Annotated in this window: 11 protein-coding genes; 4 read left to right on the top strand and 7 right to left on the bottom strand. The window is 66.8% G+C overall.

What is annotated here, in order from left to right; genetic code table 11:
• Window positions 1-110: 110 nt before the first annotated feature.
• The 4 genes from QP552_RS02550 to QP552_RS02535 all read right to left on the bottom strand — a co-directional run bounded on the left by QP552_RS02550 (window position 111) and on the right by QP552_RS02535 (window position 3,590).
• The gene (locus QP552_RS02550) at window positions 111-1,481 is read right to left on the bottom strand and encodes a pyridoxal-phosphate dependent enzyme (protein ID WP_049397548.1); all 1,371 of its coding nucleotides are present in this window, start codon (window positions 1,479-1,481) and stop codon (window positions 111-113) included.
• Window positions 1,482-1,782: 301 nt separating this feature from the next.
• Window positions 1,783-2,019, bottom strand: coding sequence for a YdcH family protein (locus tag QP552_RS02545; protein WP_005407964.1), 237 nt, complete (start codon window positions 2,017-2,019; stop codon window positions 1,783-1,785).
• Window positions 2,020-2,343: 324 nt separating this feature from the next.
• Window positions 2,344-3,228, bottom strand: a complete 885-nt coding sequence (locus QP552_RS02540) for a hypothetical protein (protein ID WP_005407962.1) — start codon at window positions 3,226-3,228, stop codon at window positions 2,344-2,346.
• On the bottom strand, window positions 3,225-3,590 hold the full coding sequence (locus QP552_RS02535; protein ID WP_005407961.1) for a DUF4398 domain-containing protein: 366 nt from the start codon (window positions 3,588-3,590) through the stop codon (window positions 3,225-3,227). The genes QP552_RS02540 and QP552_RS02535 overlap by 4 nt, the downstream gene beginning before the upstream one ends.
• 121 nt (window positions 3,591-3,711) lie before the next feature.
• On the opposite strand from QP552_RS02535, the gene QP552_RS02530 reads away from it, so the two are divergent.
• From QP552_RS02530 to QP552_RS02520, 3 genes are all read left to right on the top strand, one after another.
• Window positions 3,712-4,839, top strand: a complete 1,128-nt coding sequence (locus QP552_RS02530) for a PilT/PilU family type 4a pilus ATPase (RefSeq protein ID WP_004141526.1) — start codon at window positions 3,712-3,714, stop codon at window positions 4,837-4,839.
• 108 nt (window positions 4,840-4,947) lie between these two features.
• Entirely contained in the window at window positions 4,948-6,231 is a 1,284-nt protein-coding gene (locus tag QP552_RS02525) for a putative DNA modification/repair radical SAM protein (RefSeq protein WP_286074884.1), read from the top strand.
• Window positions 6,212-7,702 carry a UdgX family uracil-DNA binding protein gene (locus tag QP552_RS02520; protein WP_286074882.1) on the top strand — a complete coding sequence of 497 codons (1,491 nt, stop codon included), beginning with the start codon at window positions 6,212-6,214 and terminating at the stop codon, window positions 7,700-7,702. The genes QP552_RS02525 and QP552_RS02520 overlap by 20 nt, the downstream gene beginning before the upstream one ends.
• Before the next feature lie 33 nt (window positions 7,703-7,735).
• On the opposite strand, the gene maiA is transcribed toward QP552_RS02520, so the two are convergent.
• Window positions 7,736-8,419 carry a maleylacetoacetate isomerase gene (maiA, locus tag QP552_RS02515; RefSeq protein ID WP_286074881.1) on the bottom strand — a complete coding sequence of 228 codons (684 nt, stop codon included), beginning with the start codon at window positions 8,417-8,419 and terminating at the stop codon, window positions 7,736-7,738.
• A 14-nt stretch (window positions 8,420-8,433) separates the two neighbouring features.
• Window positions 8,434-9,423, bottom strand: coding sequence for a fumarylacetoacetate hydrolase family protein (locus tag QP552_RS02510; protein ID WP_164137462.1), 990 nt, complete (start codon window positions 9,421-9,423; stop codon window positions 8,434-8,436).
• A gap of 881 nt (window positions 9,424-10,304) precedes the next feature.
• Between QP552_RS02510 and QP552_RS02505 the strand changes: the two genes are divergently transcribed.
• Complete coding sequence (locus tag QP552_RS02505) at window positions 10,305-11,720, top strand: DEAD/DEAH box helicase (RefSeq protein WP_286074880.1); 1,416 nt, start codon at window positions 10,305-10,307, stop codon at window positions 11,718-11,720.
• Window positions 11,721-12,254: 534 nt separating this feature from the next.
• Here the strand turns inward: QP552_RS02505 and QP552_RS02500 are convergent.
• On the bottom strand, window positions 12,255-14,849 hold the full coding sequence (locus tag QP552_RS02500; protein ID WP_286074878.1) for a M14 family zinc carboxypeptidase: 2,595 nt from the start codon (window positions 14,847-14,849) through the stop codon (window positions 12,255-12,257).
• Between the last annotated feature and the right edge of the window lie 14 nt (window positions 14,850-14,863).

Below are 14,863 nucleotides of genomic sequence, written 5' to 3'. Positions count from 1 at the left end.
GGGCGCCGAAGCTCGGCGCCGTCGAAGGTGCGGAAGTCTACCAGCGCGGCCTTAACGACCTTTGACGCGGATAAACCGGGATTCAGCAGCGAACGTCTGCGATCGGCGGCTTACTGCACGCGACGGCGCAGATAGTTCAGCAGGTCGATACGGGTGATCAGGCCCAGGAAGGCATTGCCGTCCATCACGATCGCCACCTGGCCGCGGTCGAACACCGGCAGCAGCGCCTCAATCGGCGACTTCACGTCCAGCCGGTCCAGCTTGCTGACCATCGCCGTGGCAACGGTGTCGCGGAAGCGTGCTTCGTCACCATAGACGTGCAGCAGCACGTCGCTTTCGTCGACGATGCCGACCAGCTGGTCACCGTCCATCACCGGCAGCTGCGACACGTCGTACAGCTTCATGCGCTGGTAAGCGGTGGTCAGCAGGTCGTTCGGTCCGATCACGACAGTGTCGCGCTGGCCGTACGGGCGCAGGATCAGGTCGCGCAGGTCGCCATGCTGCGGGCGCTGCAGGAAACCGTTGTCCAGCATCCAGTAGTCGTTGTACATCTTGGACAGGTACTTGTTGCCGGTATCCGGCACCAGCACCAGCACCTTCTTCGGCGTGGTCTGCTCCTTGCAGTACTTCAGGCCTGCGGCCAGCAGCGTGCCGGTGGACGAACCGCCCAGGATGCCTTCCTTGCCCAGCAGTTCGCGCGCGGTGTGGAAGCTCTCGGCATCGCTGATGGCATAGGCCTTCTTCACGCGGCTGAAGTCGGAGATCGACGGCAGGAAGTCCTCGCCGATGCCCTCCACCAGCCAGCTGCCCGACTTGTCGTTCAGATTGCCGTCGTTGATGTACTCGGCCAGGATCGAGCCAACCGGATCGGCCAGCACCAGCTCGGTCTTCGGCGACAGCTTGGCGAAGGCACGCGACAGGCCGGTCATGGTGCCGGAGCTGCCGCAGCCGAACACGATGGCGTCGAGGTCGCCGCCCATCTGCTCCAGGATTTCCGGGCCGGTGCCGAATTCGTGGGCAGCCGGGTTGTCCGGGTTGCCGAACTGGTTGATGAAGTAGGCGCCCGGGGTCTGCTCTGCGATGGTCTTGGCCAGGTCCTGGTAGTACTCCGGATGGCCCTTGGCCACGTCCGAGCGGGTCAAGCGTACTTCCGCGCCCATCGCCTTCAGGTTGAAGATCTTCTCGCGGCTCATCTTGTCGGGAACGACCAGGATCAGCTTGTAGCCCTTCTGCTGCGCGACCAGGGCCAGGCCCAGGCCGGTGTTGCCGGCGGTACCTTCCACCAGGGTCGCACCCGGCTTCAGGTCGCCGCGCTTCTCCGCCGCCTCGATCATCGACAGGCCGATGCGATCCTTGATCGATCCGCCCGGGTTGGCGCTTTCGAGCTTCAGGTAGAGCTCGCAGACGCCGGTGTCCAAGCGCTGGGCCTTGACGATCGGGGTCTGGCCGATGAGTTCGAGGACGGAAGAATGAATGGGCATTCGGAGGACTTTCGGTTCGCGCCGCAGAGGGCCGGACCGGTGATTATCCGTCGGATGGCGATGAATGTCAGGTCGGCGCGGCGACGGCCCACAAGCCCGCAAAAAGAGATGCGGACGGCCCCGGATCGACGAGGAGACCGGTACCGCCCGCATCGGTGAGTTGTGCCTGCAGGCCAAGGCACCACCGCCTGTGGTGCCTTGGCGCGGCCGCCTCATCGGCGGTGCCGCGATGCCGGGGCAGGAGCGCCCGGCGGGGGCCATCGATGGCCGGGTCACGCCGTTCCGGGCGTGACGGGGTGCGTCAAAGCGTGGGGGACGTCGTTGGGAGCGGTGTTTCGTACATTCGCAGAAGTCGTTGCTTGGCCAGCAGCTTCTCGCGCTTCATGCGACCCAGGGTGACATCATCGATCGGGAGTACACCCAACTCCGCGTCCATGCACTTCTTGTTCAACTTGCGGTGCTGGTCATGGAGTGCCCTGAACTCCGGATCACGCGCGCGACGTGCGTCGATCTCGCTCTGGGGCTGATCTTCAAACATGATGGACCTCCTTCGACAGATACACGAACGCCCCGGCCGCGAGGCACGGGGCGTTGTTCATGGAGGAGCGCCGGTCGATGGCCACCTGGACGCCTGCAACGACCTGCGGCACTGGCCTGCGCACGTCGATCTGCTGCGGTTCGCGCCCTGCTTGCATCGGCCCGGCCCTCCCATCGTCCGGTCCGCGGCATTGCGTCCCGGACGATTGACCCTACGCCTGCTCAAGGCGGGGTACAAGACCCCTGCGTCAAAAAGACCGAACCCCGCCGGGGCGGGGTTCAGGCTGAATGCTCATCACAACGAAAAACAAACGATATCAAGCAATTACGGGGCGATGATGACCTCGGCCGAACGTGCCTGGGTGGAGGCCGCCTTCTTGCCGGCGAGCTGGATCCGGTTGCTCGCGACACCCGCAGCAACCAGTGCGTCACGCAGGGCCTCGGCACGCTTCTGGCCTACGCCGTTGGCACTGTCGTAGGCCTCGATGCGCAGGCGGCCCTTCTTGCCGATGTTCAGGTATTCGGCCAACGCCTTGGCCTGGTTGCGGGCGCCGCCGGACAGGCTGGAGGCGCCGGCGGCAAACGCATCGCCACGGAAGGTGAAGACCTCGCCGCGGCCATCGAACTTCGAACCCGGCAGCTTCTGCCCGGACACCAGCTCGGCTTCCTCGCGGGCCAGCTTGGCGGCGTTCTGCTGGGCGGCGCTGAGGCGCTGCTGCTGCTTGCCGGCCACGCTGGTCAGGGCGTTCTCGGCGTCCTGGCGGGCCAGGGTCTCGGCCTCGGCAGCCTGGCGCAGGCGTTCAGCCTCCTCGGCCTGCATCTGTGCCTGCATGCGCAGCTGTTCGGCTTCCTGGCGCGCGCGCGCGGCGTCGCGGCGGCTGGCCTCGATCAGCAGGTCGCTGCGGGTCCGCTCCAGGCGGTCGACCTCGCGGGCGGCCAGCGCGGTACGCACGGCCGTCTCGGCGATCTCCACCCGGCGCTCGGCCAGGTAGGTGGCCAGTTCCTGGTCGCGGCGCTTGGCTTTGTCCAGGGTGGCGATGGCCTGCTGGGCCTGCATGCGCTCGAAGGCGCCCAGCTCAGCGGTATCCGGGTTGGCCTGGATGGCCATCAGGCGCTGGCTCAGCTGCGCCACCATCGGGTTGTCAGCGGCCACGGCCAGCGTAGGCAGCGCCAGCAGCGCGGCCAGGGTTGCGGCAGTCATCGGCTTCACCGGCGATCCTCCCCGGTCGACAGCTGGCGTTGCAGCTGGTTGACCTCGTTGCGGCGCAGCTGCAGCTGGGCGGTCACGGTGGCTTCCTCGCTGCGCACGCGGGCCAGGTCGGCATCGGCGGCGGCACGCAGGGCCATTGCCGGGGCGTTCTTGCGCTCGCGGCGGTCGCCGGCGGCGCGCTGGGCCTGCTCCAGCCCCTGCCGGGCCAGCCCGATCAGGTCCGGGGCGTACTGGTCGGCATCGGCCTGGGTGGCCTTGTCGACCGCCTGCCGGGCCTGGGCCAGTTCCATCGCGCCATCCTGCGCCCAGGCGGGGGCAGACAGTGCGAATGCAAACGCCATCACATACAGGCTGTGGCGCATTCGTGCGAAGCTAAGTCGTTTCATTGGGGAGGCCGTACCGGTTGTCGGTTCACGGCCATTGTCGTCAAGCCGACACCGTGCTGGCAACGGGCGTCGGCCGTTTCGTTGGGGAAAATTCGCAATGGATATCGGCTACTTCCTGAAGCTGATGACCGAAAAGAACGCTTCGGACATGTTTCTGACCACCGGGGCACCGGTCTACATCAAGATCGAGGGGAAGCTCTATCCACTGGGCAATACCGGCCTGCCGCCGGGCATGGTCAAGAAGATCGCCTACTCGCTGATGGACGAAGGCCAGGTACCGCAGTTCGAGCGCGAGCTGGAACTCAACATGGCCATCGCCCTGCCCGATGCCGGTCGTTTCCGCGTCAATGTGTTCAAGCAGCGCGGTGAAGTCGGCATGGTCATCCGCGCCATCCGCAGCCGGATTCCGAGCATCGAAGAGCTGAACCTGCCGCAGGTGCTGAAGGACGTCATCATGACCCCGCGTGGGCTGGTGCTGGTGGTGGGGTCCACCGGCTCGGGCAAGTCCACCTCGCTGGCATCGATGATCGACCACCGCAACAGCACCACCACCGGTCACATCCTCACCATCGAGGACCCGATCGAGTACCTGCACAAGCACAAGATGTCGATCGTCAACCAGCGCGAGGTCGGGCTGGACACCCATGCCTTCCACAACGCGCTGAAGAACGCGATGCGTGAAGCGCCGGACGTGATCCTGATCGGCGAGATCCTGGACGCGGAAACAATGGAGGCGGCGATCGCCTTCGCCGAGACCGGCCACCTGTGCCTGGCCACCCTGCACTCCAACAACGCCGACCAGACCATCGAGCGCATCCTCAACTTCTTCCCGGAAAGCGCGCACAAGAACGTGCTGATGAACCTGGCGCTGAACCTGCGCGCGGTGATCAGCCAGCGCCTGGTGAAGAACAAGGAAGGCCGTCGCCTGCCGGCCACCGAAGTGCTGCTCAACACGCCGATGATCCGCGACCTGCTGCGTCGCGGCCAGGTGCACGAGATCAAGGCGGCGATGGAAGCATCCCTGGAAGAGGGCATGGAGAGTTTCGACCAGTGCCTGTTCCGGCTGGCCAAGGCCGGCACCATCGAGCAGGAGGAAGCGCTGCGCGCCGCCGACTCGCGCGACGGCCTGGCGCTGAAGTTCCGCCTGTCCGAAGGCAGCAGCGGCGAGCACGATCCCTACGCGGATTTCTCGGCCGGCGCGCCAAGCATCACCCACGGGTTCTGATCCGCGCAGCTCTTTCGACACCGGTAGCGCCGGGCCATGCCCGGCGCAAGCCTGAAGGATTCAGGGCCGATCTCATCCATTGAGACCGCTCATCCGTAGGTTTCCGCAATGGAAACCATCCGCAAGCTTGCCATCCTGGCTGACGCCGCCAAGTACGATGCCTCCTGCGCCTCCAGCGGCTCGGGCAAGCGCGACTCACGCGCAAGCGGCGGCATCGGCAGCACCGAAGGCATGGGCATCTGCCACAGCTATACGCCGGATGGCCGTTGCGTTTCGTTGTTGAAGATCCTGCTGACCAACTTCTGCGTCTACGACTGCGCGTACTGCGTGAACCGCGTGTCCAGCAATGTGCCCCGCGCGCGCTTCAGCGTGGACGAGGTGGTCGCGCTCACCCTGGACTTCTACAAGCGCAACTACATCGAGGGCCTGTTCCTTTCCAGCGGCATCATCCGCAATGCGGACTACACCATGGAGCAGATGGTGGAAGTAGCGCGGCAACTCCGCGAGGAACACCGCTACGCCGGTTACATCCACCTCAAGACCATTCCCGAAGCGTCGCCTGAACTGCTGGCCAGCGCCGGGCGCTACGCCGACCGGCTGTCGATCAACGTGGAGCTGCCCACCGAAGCCGGGCTGAGCGCGCTGGCACCGGAGAAGACCGTACAGTCGATCCGCGGTGCGATGGGCGAGCTGTGCTGGCGCATCGAGGAAGCCAAGGAAGCGCGCAAGGCGCCAGCGGTGGTCGCGCCGGTAGCCACCCGCAGCGGACGTCCGCGCCCTCCCCGCTTCGCACCGGCCGGGCAGAGCACGCAGATGATCGTCGGCGCTGACGGCGCCAACGACCGGCAGATCCTCGCCAGCGCCGATGCGCTCTACGGCAACTACCGGATGCGCCGGGTGTACTACTCCGCCTTCAGCCCGATTCCGGATGCCAGCCGCCAGCTGCCGCTGCAGCCGCCGCCCCTGCAGCGCGAGCACCGCCTGTACCAGGCCGACTGGCTGCTGCGCTTCTACGGCTATGGCGTGGATGAAATCACCGATACCACCCAGGCCGGCATGCTCGATCTGGACATCGACCCGAAGATGGCCTGGGCGATCCGCCACCCCGAACGCTTCCCCGTGGATCTCAACCGCGCGCCGAAGGAAATGCTGCTGCGGGTACCCGGGCTGGGCGTGCGCAATGTGAAGCGGGTGCTGATGGCGCGCCGCCACGGTCGCCTGCGGGTTGCCGATGTGGCACGCCTGAAGGCGCCGATGAGCAAACTGCTTCCATTCGTGCTGCTGGCCGACCACCACCCGCGCAGGGCGCTGGACGATCCGGCGGCGCTGCGCGCCCAATTGGCCCCACCGCCCCGTCAGGGATCGCTGTTCGATGCCCCACCGTCAGCCTGACGCACAGCGCTGGTCGCTGCGGGTGGATCCGCCGTGGTCGCTGGAGGCCTGGCGCAACGGTGCACGCGATGCCCTGTTGCGCGGCATCGCACCGGAACAGCTGGACTGGCTGGAGGGCAGCGACGCATCACTGCTGGATGCGCCCGCGGTCAGCTCCGCGCCCATGCTGGCCGATGCCGGCGTGCCGAACGTCCCGCGCGACTTCCTTGAACTGGCGGCCACCTGCCTGTGTCATCGCGATGTGCAACGCATGGCCCTGCTGTACCGGCTGCTGTGGCGCATCACCCATGGCGAGCGCTCGGTGCTGTCGAATCCCGCCGATGCCGACGTGCTGCGCGCAACCGCGCTCGCCAAGGCCGTTCGCCGCGATACCCACAAGATGAAGGCGTTCGTGCGCTTCCGCGAGGTGCCTGGCCAGCCTGATGCATTCATCGCCTGGTTCGAGCCGCAGCACCACATCGTCGACCGGGTCGCGCCGTTTTTCGCGCGCCGCTTCACCGGCATGCGCTGGGCCATCCTGACACCGTCACGCAGCGTGGCATGGGATGGACAGGCACTGGCCTTCGGGCCGGGTGCACGGCGAGAGGACGCCCCGGCCGAGGATGCGCGCGAGGCGCTGTGGCAGACCTATTACGCCAGCATCTTCAATCCAGCCCGGCTCAATACCCGGATGATGATGCAGGAGATGCCGGCCAAGTACTGGCGCCACCTGCCCGAGGCCCAGCTGCTGCCGCGCCTGGTGCGCGATGCGGGCGATCGCGTGCAGGAAATGCATGACCGGCCAGCGCAGGCACCGCAGCGGAAGATACCTGCGCGGGCGCCAATGCCCGCCGCCGACACCAAGGGATTGCAGACACTGCGCCAACAGGCGCTGGCCTGCCGCCAGTGCCCGCTGTGGGAAGCGGCCACGCAGGTGGTGTTCGGTGAAGGCCCGGTCGATGCCCGGATCATGGTGGTCGGCGAGCAGCCGGGCGACGTCGAGGATCTGCGCGGCCAGCCGTTCGCCGGCCCGGCTGGCCAACTGCTGGACCGTGCCCTGGCCGAGCTGGGAATCGATCGAGCCACGCTGTACCTGACCAATGCGGTGAAGCACTTCCACCATGAGCGCCGCGGCAGGATCCGGCTGCACAAGCGTCCGGAAAGCCGCCATATCCAGGCCTGCCGGCCGTGGCTGATGGGCGAGATCGCGCGGGTGCGGCCGCAGATCATCGTCTGCCTGGGCGCAACCGCGGCAGCCTCGGTCTTTGGCCGGGATTTCAATCTGTCGCACGACCGAGGACGTTGGCACACGTTGGAGGACGGCACCCGCGGCTACGCCACCGTGCATCCGGCGTGGGTGCTGCGGCAGGGCGGTGATGCACGCCGCGAGGCCGGCTATCGGCTGTTCCGGGAGGACCTTCGGCAGATGCTGCGAGGGGATGGGGAATCCGCCGGGCATGGCCCGGCGCTACCACGGGCCGGGGACCGGTAGCGCCGGGCCATGCCCGGCGAGCGAAGCGGCCTGTCAGGCGGCGTCGGGCTGGTTTTCCGGGCGCGCGCGCTCGAAGGCGTCCAACGCCTGGCAGGCGGCCTCGATGCGGCGCAGGGTCGGGTACGGCGCCAGGTCGAGGCCGAAGCGGTGGGCGTTGTAGAGCTGCGGCAGCAGGCAGAGGTCGGCCAGGCCGGGGCGGTCGCCGTGGCAGAAGGTGCCGGTGTCGCGGCTGTTGGCCAGCATCGCTTCCATCGCGGCAAAGCCTTCGGCGATCCAGTGCAGGGTCCATTGCGTGCGGGCGTCGGCCGGCAGTTGCAGGTCGCGTTCCAGGTACTGCATCACCCGCAGGTTGTTGATCGGATGGATATCGCAGGCCACCAGCTGGGCCAGCGCCCGCACCCGCGCGCGGCCGACGGCGTCGGCCGGCAGCAGCGGCACCTGCGGGAAGCGCTCTTCCAGGTACTCGATGATCGCCAGTGACTGGGTCAGCGTGTGCCCATCGTGCAGCAGGGTCGGCACCAGCTGCTGCGGATTGAGCGCGCGGTAAGCCTCCAGATGCTGCTCGCCGCCCTCGCGGACCAGGTGCACCGGCCGGGCCTCCCAGGCCAGGCCCTTCAGCTCCAGGCTGATGCGCACGCGGTAGGCGGCGCTGGATCGCCAGTAGGTGTACAGCACGATGCCGTCGTCGACCGGGCCGTCGTCAACCAGGATGTCCATCGCCGCCTCCATGCTCAGGGCTTGGCCGCCTGTTCGATGCGCTGCTCGATCGCACCGAAGATGCTGTTGCCGGCGGCATCGAGCATCTCGATGCGGACCACATCGCCGAACGACATGAACGGCGTGCTCGGCTTGCCATCACGCAGGGTTTCGACCACGCGCTGCTCGGCGAAGCACGACGCACCCTTGCTGGTGTCTTCGTTGGCGATGGTGCCGGAGCCGACGATGGTGCCAGCACCCAGAGGACGGGTCTTGGCCGCATGCGCGACCAGCTGGGCGAAGTTGAACTGCATGTCCACGCCCGCTTCCGGCGCACCGAACCACTGGCCGTTGATATGGGTCAGCAGCGGCAGGTGCACCTTGCTGTCCTGCCACGCAGCGCCCAGCTCGTCAGGGGTGACGAACACCGGCGACAGCGCCGAACGCGGCTTGGACTGCAGGAAGCCGAAGCCCTTGGCCAGCTCGCCCGGAATCAGGTTGCGCAGCGAGACATCGTTGACCAGGCCGACCAGCTGGATGTGGCCCGCCGCCTGTTCAGGGGTAGCCGCCATCGGCACGTCGTCGGTGATCACCACGATCTCCGCTTCCAGGTCGATGCCGTAGTCCTCGCTGACCACCTTGACCGCATCGCGCGGGCCATGGAAACCGGCGCTGGTGGCCTGGTACATCAGCGGGTCGGTGTAGAAGCTCTCCGGCACTTCGGCGCCACGGGCGCGGCGCACGCGCTCGACATGCGGCAGGTAGGCGCTGCCGTCGACGAATTCATAGGCGCGCGGCATCGGTGCGGCCAGCGCCTGCACATCCAGGTCGAACACGCCATCGGCGTCGCCAGCGTTGAGCGATTCGTACAGCGCGTTCAGGCGCGGCGCGATGTGGCTCCAGTCCTCCAGGGCCTGCTGCAGGGTGGCGGCAATGCCGGTGGCGCGCACGCCGTGGCGCAGGTCACGCGAGACGACGATCAGGGTGCCGTCGCGGCCGCCTTCCTTCAAAGAACCAAGCTTCATGGGTGGGTGTCCGGAGTCGTGGGCAAACAAGTTTCAAGTGTAATCAAATCTGCGGCGACGCCAAGCTGCAGCGCGGCATCGGGCCACACTACCGTAGTGGGGGTTCGGCAGGGCTTGCAGCCCTGCACCTGCTGGAGGCCAGGGCAACGTCAAATGCCAAAGCGGCTCTGGTTTTCTGTGAGTTGGGCGGGGCGGTGTGGGTGGGCAGGACACGCCGTAAACCCGTCCTTGGGGGCTCGATGGCGCCATCCATGGCGCCAACGGTCCTTCCCACCCACACCGCCCCACCCCCGACAATTTCCCGATGACGGATCGAACATCCACATCATTCACCGTCGAAATCGATCAGACATCGAAATTGATCGAATGAAATCTGACAGATCGCGGGAAACTGTCGAAGGCGGGGTGGGTCCGGTGGCGGGAGTGTCCGCGGCATGGATGCCGCGGCCAAGCCCCATGGATGGGTTTACGGCGTCTCCCGCCACCGGACCCACCCCGCCATCCCTCAGGAAACCCGCCTTAGACGTTGACGTTGACGTTGACGTTGACGTGGCTTCGGCCTCTGCGGGTGCAGGGCGCAGCCCTGCAGAGAGCCCCCCTACCTGAACGGGGCTTTTTGCGCGAGGTCTCAGCCATCGGTTAGACTAGGCGGGTCTGCAGCGGCCGTCCGTTTCCCTTCGGGATCGCCGGCGTCCGGGGTCCGCCCCGTCGCCCGCCCCCACTCCGACACCGTTCGTCACGCATTCCAGCCTGCGCTCCGCGCCGGCTGCACCCAACTTCTCGCAGCGCGGTTCACGGGAACGCTCCGAGTCAGCCGATCAGTTTGATCTGCCCCCGTCTGTCCGTTCGGACAGGCGTTTCTTGTACTTGGAGCAAACTCAATGTCTTTTGAATCGCTGGGCCTGGCGCCCTTCCTGCTGCGTGCGCTTGCCGAGCAGGGCTACGAAAACCCGACCCCGATCCAGCAGCAGGCGATCCCGCTGGCGCTGGCCGGTCGCGACCTGCTGGCCGGTGCACAGACCGGTACCGGCAAGACCGCCGCCTTCGGCCTGCCGCTGCTGCAGCACCTGGGCACCGCCTCGCAGGAAGTGCGCAGCGGCCCGCGCAAGCCGCGTGCGCTGATCCTGGCCCCGACCCGCGAACTCGCCACCCAGGTGCACGACAGCCTGCGCGGCTACAGCAAGTACCTGCGCATCCCCAGCGCCTGCATCTACGGCGGCGTCGGCATGGGCAACCAGCTGGACATCCTGCGCCGTGGCGTGGACCTGCTGGTGGCCTGCCCGGGCCGCCTGATCGACCACCTGGAGCGTCGCAGCATCGACCTGTCCGGCATTGAACTGCTGGTGCTGGACGAAGCCGACCGCATGCTCGACATGGGCTTCCTGCCGTCGATCAAGCGCATCCTGGCCAAGCTGCCGAAGCAGAACCGCCAGACCCTGCTGTTCTCGGCCACCTTCGAGGACAACATCCGCCAGCTGGCGCTGGAGTTCATGCGCAACCCGGAACAGATCCAGGTGACGCCGAAGAACACCGTGGCCGAAACCATCACCCATCGCGTGCACCCGGTCGATGCCGGCCGCAAGCGTGACCTGCTGCTGCACCTGCTGGCGCAGGACAGCCGTGAGCAGACGCTGGTGTTCGCCCGCACCAAGCACGGCAGCGACAAGCTGGCCACGTTCCTGGAAAAGTCCGGTATCAAGACCGCGGCGATCCACGGCAACAAGAGCCAGGGCCAGCGCCTGCGTGCACTGGGCGACTTCAAGGCCGGCCGCGTGACCGTGCTGGTGGCCACCGATATCGCCGCGCGCGGCATCGACATCAACGAGCTGCCGAAGGTGATCAACTTCGACCTGCCGATGGTGGCCGAGGACTATGTGCACCGCATCGGTCGTACCGGCCGCAACGGCGCGACCGGCCAGGCGATTTCGCTGGTGGCGCAGGATGAAGTGAAGCTGCTGCGCGCGATCGTGCGCCTGCTGGGCCGCGACATGGACATCCGTGATGTGCCGGGCTTCGAGCTGCAGGTGCCGATCCGCTGGGGCAACAGTGCACCGGGCAAGGCCGAGCACGATACCGGCGAGCGCGCACCGCGCAAGAGCCATGCGCGCCGTCCGCACGGTGATGCACCGCGCCATGCGCATGCGGGCCCGAAGAAGGCCGGTGGCGGCCGTCGCGAGGGCGGTGGCAATGGCCAGCAGCGCGCCGGTGCGGGCCAGGGCCAGCGTCGTGGCGGTGGCGGCAGTGGTGGCGGCCGTGGCCGCGGCCAGGGTGGCAACGGCGGCGGTCGCGCCGGCTGATCCCAGCTGACATGGTTGGTGCTTCCCGCTGCGCGGGGGGCTTATCGAGGGGCGGCGCTGACGCGCCGTCCCTTTTTTGTTGCTGACTACCGTGAGTAGAAGCCGGCGGTATGCTGCGCTGAGGGCGGATGGGCGTGGGGCCAGCGCAAAACACGCCGTAAACCCATCCATGGGGGCTCGGTCGGCGCATCCATGCGCCTCACGGTTTTGCGCTGGCCCCACGCCCATCCGCTTCAAGCATTGCCTGCGCCTTCTTCTCCCGCCGGGTAGTCGGGAGAAGAAAGATCAAATTCAAATTCAAATTCAAATTCAAAGGCAAAAGCCGAAGCCGCAGTGCCCGCTTTTGCTTTTGCTCCCGTCTTGGGGTCTGATGCGTCCGCGCCCGCAGGAAACCGTCGAGGGGCGGCCGGGCGGGCTGCGCAGGACCGTTGGCGCCATGGATGGCGCCATCGAGCCCCCAAGGACGGGTTTACGGCGTGTCCTGCGCAGCCCGCCCGGCCGCCCCCACACGCATCAGTCAAGGCGCCAAACGCCTCAACCCCGCGCTTTACTCGGATTCACCAGATTCCCGAAGAAGATCGCGTTGATCAGCAGCCGATCCGTCCCGTGCCAGTACTTGCGGTGCGCCGGATCATCGGCAAACAGCACCACGTTGCCCTGCCCCTGCGCCGACACCAGCAGCCATGCGCTGCCCGCCACCCGCGTGCGGTTGCGCTCGGACAGGTAGCCGTTCACCCGCGGCGGCGTGTCGATGCGCACCACCGTCGAGAACGGATTCGCGCTCGGCTGCAGCGTCACCGTGTTCTCCTTGTTGATCGCCAGCTGCCGGCGCGGCACGCCGAACGCCAACGGATGGCTGGTATCGACATCGGCACTGAGGATGTTGCCGCTGACCCGCTCGATCGCAGCAATGTCGCGCTGGTCGCCGAACGCACGGCGGCTCTCATCAGCAGCCTCTTCTTCCTTGCCGAGCTTTTCGCCGTCGGCAAGCTTCTGTTCGATCGCCCACTTCGATGCACTGCCGTAGGTCACCAGCGAGCCACCGGCCTGTACCCAGCGCTTCAAGGCAGTCACCGCCGATGCGTCGACGGCGGCATAGCTCCCGCCAGACAGCACGATCGTGGTGTAACGATCCAGCGACACCTTGCCCAACTGCTGCGGATCCAGCTTGCTGGCTGGCAGGTGCAACTGCTGGTCAAGCAGGAACCAGGCCGAGCCGATCTCGGTGGCGGCCACGCCCTCGCCCATCACCAGCGCCACAGCAGGCTTGCGCAGCGCCTTGACGCCATCGCTGCCGAGGTCGATGCCCTCGCGGCTGCGGCCGCTGGACAACGCATGCACCTGCACGCCGGCATCGCGTGCAGCAGCACTCACCGCATCCAGCAGCGCCGCGCCCAGCAGCGGTTGCCCGGCCACCGGAACAACGATGCTGCCAGCGGCGAAATCGGCCTCGCCCTGTGCGGTGGAAGCGGTGAACGGCTGGAACGTTGCGCGGGTGCCCAGGCCCTTGGCTTGCAGCACCGCCAGCGCGCGCCCGGCGTTGTAGTCACGCCAGTCGATGACATAGGCGAATCCAGCCTGGCCACCCAGGACCGCGCCCTGCTCCTCCGGCAGCGCGGCCACGCGTGCGCCGCCTTCGATGCGGCTGCGGCTGCCGGCGAACGCCACGCCATACGCCGGTGCAATCGCATAGCTGGTGCTGCCGTAGAACACATCACCCTTGATCGGCGGCGTCTCGGCAAAAATCGAATGGACCAGGCGGAACTGCGCCTGCTGCACCGGCACCACGTAGGCGCTGCCGGCATCGAAGCGCTGCCCATCGACAGTAACCGCACGATCCAGCGCGCGCACCTCGATGCGATGCAACAGCAACAGTTCCAGCAGGCGACGGGTCAGTGCCGGGTCATGCGCATCACCAAACACGAAGCTCTTCACCGGCTGCTGCGCAGCCTGCTTCAACGCGCTCTGGAAGAACTGCTTCTGCAGGTCGAACAGCCCAGTGCGCTCGGCCACCGCGCCACGCACGGTGCCCAGCCCGGTGGCGACCTGGTTGCGGATGGTGAACGGGAAGGTCAGCAGGCCATTCACCGATTCCTGCACGCGGCCACGCGAACTGGCCTGCTCGACGGTCACGCCGACCGCGCCGTGGAAGTCCGGATAGGTGGAGCCGTACACCGGCGAGAAGTTGTCGAAGTTCTCGCCGGTGTAGTACAGCGAACCCAGCGCATCCAGCGCCTGTGCGTGGTACTTGGCCAGGGTCTTGTTGAATTCATACGATGCCGCCGGGATCAACGGGCTGTGCATGCTCTTCGGCGAAGGCTCGAAGTAGTACGTGCTGTCCTTGCCCATTTCGTGGAAATCGATCTGTACGTTCGGATACCACTGATGGAACACCTCCACCTTCGGCCGTGAGTCCTGCTGGGTCAGCGCAAGCCAGTCGCGGTTGAGATCGGTGAAGTAGTGGTTGGTGCGGCCCTGCGGGAATGGCTCGACGTGTTCCTTGTCGGCGGGGTCGGCCGAGGCTGGATCGGACGCCCAGGCGTTGTGCCAGTTGGCCGCGCGGTCGCGGCCGTCAGGGTTCTGCGCCGGATCGAACAGCACCACCGCCTGCTGCAGCCATTGCTGGGTTTCTGCGCTGCGGTTGGCCACCAGGTAGTAAGCGGTCAGCATCGCCGCTTCGGCGCTGGAGGTTTCGTTGCCGTGCACGCTGTAGCCCAGCCACACCACCACCGGGCTGTCGCCGGCCGCACTGCGTGGCTGCGCCGGATCGACCAGGGTCGCGTGCTGCTGGCGGAGCTGCTCCAGCCGCGCATGATTGCCGGCGGCGGTGACCGTTGCAATCAACAGCGGGCGGCCTTCGTAGCTGCGCCCGATCTCACGCACGCTGATCCTGTCCGAGCGCTTCGCGAGTTCCTGGAAGTACGCCACCAACTGGTCGTGCCGGGTGTAACGACTGCCGATCGGATAGCCAAGGAACTGTTCCGGCGTGGGAATGGACGTATCGAACGTGGCCACTTCGGTGGACTGCGGGAAGAAATACGCACTCTGTGCCTGCGCCGGCTGCGGCGAGGACAGCGCGGTGGCGGCGGCGATCAACAACGGAAGAACGGCACGACGATGCAAGGACACGGTGACTCCCCAGG

The organism is Stenotrophomonas sp. 59 (assembly GCF_030291095.1).
Classification (GTDB): Bacteria; Pseudomonadota; Gammaproteobacteria; order Xanthomonadales; family Xanthomonadaceae; genus Stenotrophomonas; species Stenotrophomonas maltophilia_Q.
Note: the sequence above shows the minus strand (reverse complement) of the source record. Positions and strands in the feature narration are given on the sequence as shown.